8 protein-coding genes are annotated in these 9,875 nt (G+C 69.4%); 5 read left to right on the top strand and 3 right to left on the bottom strand.

Features of this window, described 5'->3' with window-relative positions:
- Both QK444_RS24765 and QK444_RS24760 read right to left on the bottom strand, forming a co-directional pair.
- The coding region (locus QK444_RS24765) for an AMP-binding protein (RefSeq protein ID WP_282784175.1) at positions 1-1,697 on the bottom strand (1,697 nt) is incomplete at its 3' end.
- Positions 1,698-1,733: 36 nt separating this feature from the next.
- Positions 1,734-2,627, bottom strand: a complete 894-nt coding sequence (locus QK444_RS24760) for a PAC2 family protein (RefSeq protein ID WP_282784173.1) — start codon at positions 2,625-2,627, stop codon at positions 1,734-1,736.
- A gap of 188 nt (positions 2,628-2,815) precedes the next feature.
- Here QK444_RS24760 and metH point away from each other — a divergent pair, with 188 nt between their 5' ends.
- From metH to QK444_RS24745, 3 genes are all read left to right on the top strand, one after another.
- A complete protein-coding gene (gene metH, locus QK444_RS24755; RefSeq protein WP_282784171.1) occupies positions 2,816-6,394 on the top strand; it encodes a methionine synthase in 3,579 nt (1,192 codons plus the stop codon).
- A gap of 81 nt (positions 6,395-6,475) precedes the next feature.
- Positions 6,476-8,164 carry a serine/threonine-protein kinase gene (locus tag QK444_RS24750; RefSeq protein ID WP_282784169.1) on the top strand — a complete coding sequence of 563 codons (1,689 nt, stop codon included), beginning with the start codon at positions 6,476-6,478 and terminating at the stop codon, positions 8,162-8,164.
- A 25-nt stretch (positions 8,165-8,189) separates the two neighbouring features.
- Complete coding sequence (locus QK444_RS24745; protein WP_282784167.1) at positions 8,190-8,867, top strand: HAD family phosphatase; 678 nt, start codon at positions 8,190-8,192, stop codon at positions 8,865-8,867.
- Positions 8,868-8,904: 37 nt separating this feature from the next.
- Here the strand turns inward: QK444_RS24745 and QK444_RS24740 are convergent, their stop codons facing one another.
- Positions 8,905-9,027: a hypothetical protein gene (locus QK444_RS24740; RefSeq protein WP_282784164.1), complete on the bottom strand. Its 123-nt coding sequence runs from the start codon at positions 9,025-9,027 to the stop codon at positions 8,905-8,907.
- On the opposite strand from QK444_RS24740, the gene QK444_RS24735 reads away from it, so the two are divergent.
- Both QK444_RS24735 and QK444_RS24730 read left to right on the top strand, forming a co-directional pair.
- Positions 9,017-9,271 (top strand): hypothetical protein, encoded by a 255-nt coding sequence (locus tag QK444_RS24735; protein WP_282784162.1) that lies wholly within the window; start codon positions 9,017-9,019, stop codon positions 9,269-9,271. The two genes, QK444_RS24740 and QK444_RS24735, sit on opposite strands and share 11 nt — an antisense overlap.
- Before the next feature lie 143 nt (positions 9,272-9,414).
- Positions 9,415-9,750, top strand: coding sequence for an FAD-dependent oxidoreductase (locus QK444_RS24730; RefSeq protein WP_282784160.1), 336 nt, complete (start codon positions 9,415-9,417; stop codon positions 9,748-9,750).
- The last annotated feature ends 125 nt before the right edge of the window (positions 9,751-9,875 follow it).

Below are 9,875 nucleotides of genomic sequence, written 5' to 3'. Positions count from 1 at the left end.
CTTCCGCGCGCGCGGGGCTGCGTTCCGAGCGGATACGCCCCTCGCGCGGTACCTCTCAGCAGAGTGGTGATGGACGTGGTGCGCCGCACGGGAATGGCGGCGCGCGCGGCCGGGCCGGGTGCGGCGCTACCGGACGCCGAATAGCCCAAGCGGTGCCCCGCCGGCTTTTCGTCCACGACGTCGACGCTCGCTGGCGTGCCCGCGACCCTCGAGCCCGCCGGTGCGGCGTCCGCATGGTCGACGCTCGGCGCCGTCGTGTCCGCGTCCTTCAGGTCGGCGAGCGCCGTGTTCGCGGTGTCGACGCCCGGTGGCGTCGGGTCCACGACATTCACACTCGCCGGAGTCGTGTCCGCGCCGTCCGCGCCGGTCGGCCGCCGCATCGCGATGCCCGCGCCGTTCCGATGCTCGGTCGTGACTCCCGATTCCGTCCGCCGCGCGGTCGCCGGTGCCGCTCCTGTCGGTTCCGTGCCGTCGCTGTCCGCGTCCGCAGGCGTCGCCGACTCGACCGCTACCACCAGTGCTTCGCCGTCCTCGGTGCAGCAGGCGGTGAAACCCGCGGCGGCGAGCCCGGATTCGACGCGTTGCAGGTCGATGCGCAGGCCGTAGATCTTGGCGAAGCGGCTGCGGCGGCCGATCACCCGGTACAGGCCGTTCTCGGTGCGGCAGGCCAGGTCGCCGGTGCGCAGGGCGGGGTGGGTGGGGCCGAGGGCGAGGTCGGCCGGTGATTCCGCGTAGCCGAGCATCACATTGGGGCCGTGGTAGACCAGCTCGTGGCCGCCCTCGTCGACCGGCTCCAGGGTGAAGGAGCCGCCGGGGACGGGGATGCCGATGCAGTCGGGGTGGGTGGCCGCCAGATCGGGCGGCAGATAGGCCATGCGGGCGGTGGCCTCGGTCTGCCCGTACATGACATAGAAGCGGAAGCCGCGGCGCGCGCCCAGCCGGGCGTAGGCGGCGACGCGTTCGGGTGCGAGCCGTCCACCCGCCTGGGTGAGGTAGCGCAGGTGCGGCAGCGACATGCGCTCGAATCCGATGCGGTCGAGCAGGTCGATGGTGTAGGGCACGGCCGCGAAGGAGGTGGCGCGCTGCGCGGCGAACTCGTCCCAGAACTCGGGCTCCACCACCGACCGGCTGGTCAGCAGCAGGCTCGCGCCGCGCAGCAGATAGCTGTGCGCCACCGACAGTCCGTAGCAGTAGAACAGCGGCAGCGTCGTCGCGGCGCGGTCGGTCGGCTCGATCTCCAGGTATTCGGCGATGGCCGCCGCGTTCGACAGCACATTGGTGTAGGACAGCCGTACCAGCTTCGGTGAGCCGGTCGAGCCGGAGGTGCTCAGCAGCACCGCCAACTCCGGGTGCAGGGTGTGCGCCGAACCGTCGCGCCGGACGACCGGGTCGGGTGTCGAGCCGTCGGCGGTGGCCGTGATGACCACGTCGGGGTCGTAGCTGTCGATCAGTTGCGCGGTCACCGTCTCGGTGAGCAGCACCGCGCACCCGGCCTCGAGGGCGCCGAGGTAGGCCACCAGCGAGCCGATGTCGTTGCGCACCGCCAGGGCGACGAGCCGACGTCCCGCACCGAGGCGTTCCGCGAATTCGGTGACTGATCCGGCTAATTGGGCATATCGGACTTCGTGACCATGCTGGACCGCCGCGATACGGTCACCGAATCCGTGCAGATGCGCGGCGATCCGTGGCGAGGTCATTCGGTCCAGTGTAATGGTGCCCTAACTTCGCCCCCGCTACAGCCCGAAGCTGCCCCGCCCCCGTCGGCGCAGGTACTTCTCGAATTCCGCGGCGATGGCATCCCCGTCGATCTTGGCCATGGCGTCGTTGAGATCGACGTCCGCGTCGCCGCGCTCCTCGAGCGAGCGTACGTACTCGGTGATCTCCTCATCGCTCGAGGTCATCTCGTTGACGGTTTCCTCCCACTCCTCGGCCTGCTTGGGCAGACCGCTGAGCGGCACCTCCACATCGAGCACATCCTCGACGCGGTGCAGCAGGGCGATCACGGCCTTCGGATTGGGCGGCTGCGAGACATAGTGCGGAACGGCGGCCCAGAACGACACCGCCGGGACTCCGGCCTTGACGCAGGCGTCCTGCAGGACGCCCGTAATACCGGTCGGTCCCTCGTAGCGGGTCTGCTCCAGATTGAACCGCTCCGCGGCCTCCTTGCTGTACGCCGTCCCGGTGACGGGAACCGGCCGCGTATGCGGGGTATCGGCCAGCAGCGCGCCGAGGATCACCACCGTCGACACCCCGAGCTGTTCGACGAACTCGAGGATGTCGTCACAGAAACTGCGCCACCGCATATTCGGTTCGACACCGCGCAGTAGCACCACATCGCGTTCGCTACCGGGCGGCGAGCACACCGACAGCATGGCGGACGGCCACTGGATCTCACGGGTGACACCGTCGACCTGGCGGACGGTCGGGCGGTTCACCTGGTAGTCGTAATAATCCTCGGAGTCGAGTTCGGCCAGCGGTTGCGAGTCCCAGATGAGTTCGAGGTGTTCCACCGCTCCACTGGCGGCATCGGCGGCATCGTTCCAGCCTTCGAAGGCCGCGACGAGGACCGGATCCCGCAGGGTGGGGAGGTCCGTCTCGGCAGGCACCGGGGGTTCACTGGCGTTCACCCGGTCAGCCTACGGTGTCGGCCGGGATGACGCGCCAACGACGCGCACCTCCGGGACACGCCGACGCCGCCCACGGTGTGACGTGGCGAACGTGTCGGCGGCGAGGCGCGCGGACACGCCGCGTCCCATAGCGTGGACCGGCGGCACCGGGGCCCGGATTGTCGGGACAGACCACTACTCTTGAGTACATGTCTGTGTCCCCCCGCGCCGAGTTCGACACCACCCTACTCGACACGCTCCGCAAGCGTGTCGTGATCGGCGACGGTGCGATGGGCACCATGTTGCAGGCGGCGGATTTGACCCTGGACGACTTCCGGGGACTCGAGGGATGTAACGAAATCCTCAACGAAACCCGCCCCGACGTGCTGCGACACATTCACCGCGCGTACTTCGAGGCCGGTGCGGACGCGGTCGAGACCAACACCTTCGGCTGCAATCTGCCCAACCTGGCCGACTACGACATCGCCGATCGCATCCGCGACCTGTCCGAGCGCGGCACCCGCCTGGCGCGCGAGGTCGCCGACGAGATGGGGCCCTCCGCCGACGGCACGCCCCGCTACGTGCTGGGGTCGATGGGGCCGGGCACCAAGCTGCCCACGCTCGGGCACGCGCCCTACGCCTCGCTGCGCGACGCCTACACCGAGGCCGCCCTCGGCATGCTCGACGGCGGCGCGGACGCCATCCTGGTGGAGACCTGCCAGGACCTGCTCCAGGTGAAGGCCGCCATCGTGGGCAGCCAGCACGCCATGGCGCGGTCGGGTCGCCGCATCCCGATCATCACCCACGTCACCATGGAGACCACCGGCACCATGCTGGTCGGTTCCGAGATCGGCGCGGCCCTCACCGCCATCGAACCGCTCGGCGTCGACATGATCGGCCTGAACTGCGCCACCGGCCCGGACGAGATGAGCGAACATCTGCGGCATCTGTCCAAGCACGCCAACCTGCCGGTCTCGGTCATGCCGAACGCGGGCCTGCCGGTACTGGGCGCGAACGGCGCGGTGTACCCGCTGACGCCGGAGGAACTGGCCGTGGCCATGCGGCAGTTCGTCTCCGAATTCGGACTGGCGCTGGTCGGCGGCTGCTGCGGCACCACCCCGGAGCACATCCGCCAGGTGGCCGAGGCGGTGCGCGAACTCACGCCCGCGCACCGGAAGCCCGAGCATGAACCGAGCGTGTCGTCGATCTACACCTCGGTGCCGTTCGAGCAGGACGCCTCCATCCTCATGATCGGCGAGCGCACGAACGCCAACGGCTCCAAGGCGTTCCGCGAGGCCATGCTCGCCGAGGACTGGCAGAAGTGCCTGGACATCGCCAAGGACCAGACCCGCGACGGAGCGCACATGCTCGACCTGTGCGTGGACTACGTGGGCCGCGACGGCACCAAGGACATGCGGGAGCTGGCCAGCCGCCTGGCCACCGCGTCCACCCTGCCGATCATGCTCGACTCCACCGAAACCCCGGTGCTGCAGGCGGGTTTGGAACACCTCGGCGGGCGCTGCGCGGTCAACTCGGTCAACTACGAGGACGGCGACGGACCCGACTCGCGGTTCCAGCAGACCATGCGCCTGGTCGCCGAACACGGCGCGGCCGTGGTGGCGCTGACCATCGACGAGGAGGGGCAGGCCCGCACCGCCGAGAAGAAGGTCGAGATCGCCGAACGCCTCATCGCCGATATCACCGGCAACTGGGGACTGGCCGAATCCGACATCATCATCGACACCCTGACCTTCACCCTCGGCACCGGTCAGGAGGAGTCGCGGCGCGACGGCATCGAAACCATCGAGGCCATCCGCGAACTCAAGCGCCGCCACCCGAATGTGCAGACCACCCTGGGCCTGTCGAATATCTCCTTCGGTCTCAACGCCGCCGCCCGGCAGGTGCTGAACTCGGTGTTCATGCACGAGTGCGTCGAAGCCGGACTGGATTCGGCCATCGTGCACGCCTCCAAGATCCTGCCCATGAGCCGGATTCCCGAGGAGCAGCGCCAGACCGCGCTGGATCTGGTCTACGACCGCCGCGGCGAGGACTACGACCCGCTGCAGAAACTGATGGCGCTGTTCGAGGGCGTCTCGGCGGCCTCCTCCAAGGCTTCGCGCGCGGAGGAACTGGCCGCGCTGCCGTTGTTCGAACGCCTCGAACGCCGCATCGTCGACGGTGAGAAGGCCGGTATGGAGGCCGATCTCGACGCTGCCATGCGCGAAGTGCCGCCGCTGCGAATCATCAACGAGACGCTGCTGGCGGGGATGAAGACCGTCGGCGAGCTGTTCGGTTCGGGCCAGATGCAGCTGCCGTTCGTGCTGCAGTCCGCGGAGGTGATGAAGGCCGCCGTGGCGCACCTGGAACCGCATATGGAGGCCACCGACGACTCCGGCAAGGGGCGCATCGTGCTGGCCACCGTCAAGGGCGACGTGCACGACATCGGCAAGAACCTGGTCGACATCATCCTGTCCAACAACGGCTACGAGGTGGTCAACCTCGGCATCAAGCAGCCGATCGCCACCATTCTCGACGCCGCCGTGGACAAGAAGGCCGATGTGATCGGCATGTCCGGGCTGCTGGTCAAATCCACGGTGATCATGAAGGAGAACCTGGAGGAACTCAACGCCAAGGGGGTGGCCGAGCAGTTCCCGGTGCTCCTCGGCGGTGCGGCCCTGACGCGCGCCTACGTGGAGAACGATCTCACCGAGGTCTACGAGGGCGATGTGCACTACGCCCGCGACGCCTTCGAGGGGCTGCGGCTCATGGACGAGATCATGACCCGCAAACGCGGCGGCGGCCCCGATCCGGATTCCCCGGAGGCCACCGCCGAACGGGAGAAGGCCGCCGAACGCAAGGCCCGCCACGAGCGCTCCAAGCGCATCGCCGCCGAACGCCGCGCCAAGGAGACACCCATCGAGGTGCCCGCGCGTTCCGACGTGGCCGCCGATCTGCCCGTGGCGGTGCCGCCCTTCTGGGGCACCCGCGTGGTGAAAGGGCTGTCGGTACAGGAATATTCGGGTCTGCTCGACGAGCGGGCGCTGTTCCTCGGGCAGTGGGGGCTGCGCGGCCAGCGCGCCGGAGACGGCCCCACCTACGAGGAGCTGGTGGAGACCGAGGGCCGCCCGCGGCTGCGGTACTGGCTCGACCGGCTCACCGCCGAAGGGGTGCTCGCGCACGCGGCGCTCGTCTACGGCTACTTCCCGGCGGTCTCCGAGGACGACGATGTGATCGTGCTCACCGAACCGGACCCCGATGCGCCGCAGCGGTATCGGTTCACCTTCCCGCGCCAGCAGCGCGACCGTTTCCTGTGCATCGCCGACTTCATCCGCTCCCGGGAGCTGGCGCGCGAGCGCGGCCAGGTGGACGTGCTGCCGTTCCAGCTGGTCACCATGGGCCAGCCCATCGCCGATTTCGCGAACGTGCTGTTCGCGGAGAACAACTACCGCGACTATCTGGAGGTGCACGGCATCGGGGTGCAGCTCACCGAGGCGATGGCCGAGTTTTGGCATCGCCGTATCCGGGAAGAGCTTGTGCTGGAAGGACATTCGGTCGCCGACGAAGACCCGGCCGATGTGCTGGATTACTTCAAACTCGGATACCGTGGAGCACGTTACTCCTTCGGCTACGGGGCCTGCCCGGACCTCGAAGACCGCGCCAAGCTGGTGGACCTGCTGGAAGCGGGCCGCATCGGAGTGACGCTGTCGGAGGAGTTGCAATTGCATCCGGAGCAGTCGACGGATGCGTTCGTACTGCTGCATCCGGAAGCGAAGTACTTCAACGCGTAGAATTTTCGGAATTTTTCCGGGCTATTCGCGCAGAGTTGCAGGGTGGGCTCGGCGTGACGCCAGCAGGAGGGGTACAACCACATGACGGCAGACCGGCTGATTGCGGGACGGTATCGGCTCACGGATCCGATCGGCACCGGTGCGATGGGAGTCGTGTGGCGTGCGACCGATGTGCGCCTGCGGCGCACGGTCGCGGTCAAGCAACTGCTGCTGGGCCCGGGGCTGTCCCGCTCCCAGGCCATCGAGGCCCGGATGCGGGCCATGCGCGAAGGGCGGATCGCGGCGCGACTGCACCACGTCAACGCCGTCACCGTCTTCGACGTGGCCGAGGAGGACGGCCAGCCGTGGCTGGTCATGGAGTACGTGAACGCGCCCAGCCTGGCCGCCGTCATGCGGGAGAAGGGGCCGCTGCCGCCCACCCAGGTCGCCCGGATCGGGGCCAAGGTGGCGGCGGCGCTGGCGGCGGCCCATGACGCGGGCATCGTGCACCGGGACGTGAAGCCCGCCAATATCCTCGTCGCCGACGACGGCACCGTGAAGATCACCGACTTCGGCATCTCGCGGGCGGTGGGTGATGTGACCGTCACCTCCACCGGATTCCTCGCGGGCACACCGGCGTATCTCTCACCGGAGGTGGCGCGGGGTGAGAATCCGGAACCGTCCTCCGACGTATTCGCGCTCGGCTCCACGCTGTACGCGGCGGTGGAGGGCACGCCGCCCTTCGGTGAGGGCGACAACCCGCTCGCCGTGCTGCACTCGGTGGCGCGGGCCCGGGTGCCCGAAGCCCGGCGGGCCGGACCGCTCGGCCCGGTGCTCATGGAACTGCTGGCGGCCGAAGGCGACGCGCGGCCGACCATGAAACAGGCGCACGAGGCGTTGGAGGCGGTGGCCGAGGGGCGCGGTGTGCCCGCGCACGCGCATCCGAATCCGACCAAGGTGCTGCCCGCCGCGGCGGCCGCGGATGCGGCGGCGCAGACCACGGTGCTGTCCAATTCGCACGGCGTGACGGGCAACAGCACCGATCCGACCATGCATGTGGACATGGGTACGCCCGCGCGGCACACGGGTACGGGGACATCCGAGCGCCCGGCGAGCGGTCCGCTGCCGGTGGTGCCGAATTCCGGTGCGGCGCAGGGGACGCGGCGCGACCGTCGGCGGCTCGCGCTGGCCGGAGTGGGGGTGGTCGCGGCGCTGCTGCTCGCCGCGGTGATCACCACCACCGTGAACCGCGGTGGGGGAGGGGAGAATCCGCCCGTCGCCACCGGAACGTCGCAGGTCGCGCCGCCGGTCGCCGGTACCTCGAGCGCCGCGCCGACCTCGCCCGCGGTGATCGGCCAGGCCGACAGCCAGGAGCCGTCGCGCACCGCCGCGCCGACCACGACCACCGCGCCGCCGTCCACCACCACGAGTGCGAATCCGACCACGACGACCGTGACCACCACGCCGACCACCACTGCGGCCCCGCCGAATCCGGGCAATGTCAGTGCGTTCGTGCGGAACTACTACGGCATGCTGCCGGGGAATGTGAGCGGCGCGTGGTCCATGCTGTCACCGTCGTACCAGGCGGTCACCGGCGGCTACAGCAATTACGCGCAGTTCTGGGGCACCATCGCCGAGGTCCGCGTCGGTACCGTCACGCCGCAGGGCGCGAATCGGGCCGTCGTCGCCCTCACCTACGTCCTGAAGAACGGATCCACCGATAGCGAGAACCGCTGGATCGAGGTCGACAACAGCGGTGGCCGTATGCTCATCACCGCCTCCGGCCTCTGACCACCGACCCCGAGGAGTTGCTCCGATGACCCGCCCGGCCGCCGTGCTCTGGGATATGGACGGCACCCTGCTCGATTCGGAGAAACTCTGGGATATCGCCGTGCGGGAACTCGCGGCCGAACTCGGCCGCGAGATGACCGACCAGATCCGGCACGCCCTGATCGGCGCGTCCGGACCCAACGCACTGCGCATCATGTTCAACGGCCTGGGCCTGGACCCGACCCCGGCGGCCCTGGGCGAAGCGGGCCACTGGCTGGAGGCCCGCGTCACCGAACTGTTCACCATCGGCGCGATCCCCTGGCGGCCGGGTGCCCAGGACGCCCTGGCCACCCTCGCCGCCGCGCAGGTACCCATGGCCCTGGTCACCAACACCAAACGCTCGCTCACCGAATTCGGCCTGGACACCCTGGGCCGCCACCACTTCCACATCTCCGTCTGCGGCGACGAGGTGCCACACGGTAAACCGGCCCCCGACATCTACCTGCGCGCCGCCGAACTGGTCGGCGTCGCCCCCGAACACTGCGTGGCCATCGAGGATTCCCCCACCGGCGTCCAGGCCGCCGAAACCGCGGGCTGCTCGGTCCTGGTCGTCCCCTGCGAAATCCCCGTCCCCGCCCGCGACGGCCGCGTCTTCCGCGACTCCCTCATCGGCCTCACCGTCACCGAACTCGGCCACCTCGCCGCCGGTCACGCACCGGCCTGAGGGCCGTCCGGCACGGCGGTCGGCAGGTGCTCCCAGGTCACACCCGCTGCCCAGGGGCGACATTGCCGCCGGTGACCAGTGCGAGCACCTCCTGATCGCGGACGTCGTGCACGACACCCCTGTCCCCGTACAGGACACCCTGTGATCCGATGACGGCCATCGGCTCGAGCGTCGCACCGGCCTCGCCAGGACTGCCGATCGCGGCGTTCAGCAACGGCACCCCTCCCGGATCGACGATTCCGGAAGAGCACGACATCGTCGGCGGCGTCGAGGATCTGCGGAAGCAGATGGGAATCGACAGCGCGTTCACGGCCTCGGCCATGGTGTGGGACCTGGCGCGGCCGGTGGGCGACGCCGGATGCCGCCGATTCCAGCGCCGACGAGACCTGTCAGATCAACGCTGAAACGGCCCTGCGCGCGCTCACTGGCCACGCCGCGGGGAAGCACGGGCGGGTGCGTGTTTCCAGGGGCGGGAGGAACGCCGACGAGTCGGCCGCTCTCCGGCAGCCTCCACCGGCGCGGGGGTGCGCGTTGCTACGTTGGGCGCATGACCCCTGCGTGGATCGTCATCGTCGGGAGTGGTTTCGCCGGAGTGGAGTGCGCTCGGACGTTGGAGCGGACGCTGCGGCCGGGGGAGGCCGGGGTGACGTTGGTCGCGCCGGATGACGCGGCGCTGCATCTGCCGCTGCTGCCGCAGGTGGCGGCGGGGGTGCTGACGGCGCGGGCGGTGTCGGTATCGCCGCGGCGCTGGCCCGCGCGGCGCATCCGGCTGATGGCCGCCGCACGCAATAGTGCGCCGTCCATCGTGCGTCGGACCGACGGCGATCTCCGCACGCATGAATTCTGTTGGGATGCAAGAAAACTCTCTGACCACGTGCGGTGACCGATTCCAGCGAATCCCTGGCGCGCCGACGCCCCTCTGGTGAGAATGGTCGGCATGGTTACGAGCGGGGGTTGGACCGACGCGTGCCCATCCACTGGCGATGGGATGGTGGATGATTCGGTGAC

It is taken from the genome of Nocardia sp. CC201C, from assembly GCF_030010695.1.
Lineage (GTDB): Bacteria > Actinomycetota > Actinomycetes > Mycobacteriales > Mycobacteriaceae > Nocardia > Nocardia otitidiscaviarum.
This window is presented reverse-complemented; position numbering and strand designations above follow the sequence as displayed.

What these genes read in the sequence shown, in the direction of transcription:
- metH (WP_282784171.1), top strand. Translation starts at nt 2,816, where the DNA reads ATGTCTGTGTCCCCCCGCGCCGAGTTCGACACCACCCTACTCGACACG.
- QK444_RS24735 (WP_282784162.1), top strand. Translation starts at nt 9,017, where the DNA reads ATGACGGCCATCGGCTCGAGCGTCGCACCGGCCTCGCCAGGACTGCCG.
- QK444_RS24740 (WP_282784164.1), bottom strand. Translation starts at nt 9,027, where the DNA reads ATGGCCGTCATCGGATCACAGGGTGTCCTGTACGGGGACAGGGGTGTC.
- QK444_RS24750 (WP_282784169.1), top strand. Translation starts at nt 6,476, where the DNA reads ATGACGGCAGACCGGCTGATTGCGGGACGGTATCGGCTCACGGATCCG.
- QK444_RS24745 (WP_282784167.1), top strand. Translation starts at nt 8,190, where the DNA reads ATGACCCGCCCGGCCGCCGTGCTCTGGGATATGGACGGCACCCTGCTC.
- QK444_RS24730 (WP_282784160.1), top strand. Translation starts at nt 9,415, where the DNA reads ATGACCCCTGCGTGGATCGTCATCGTCGGGAGTGGTTTCGCCGGAGTG.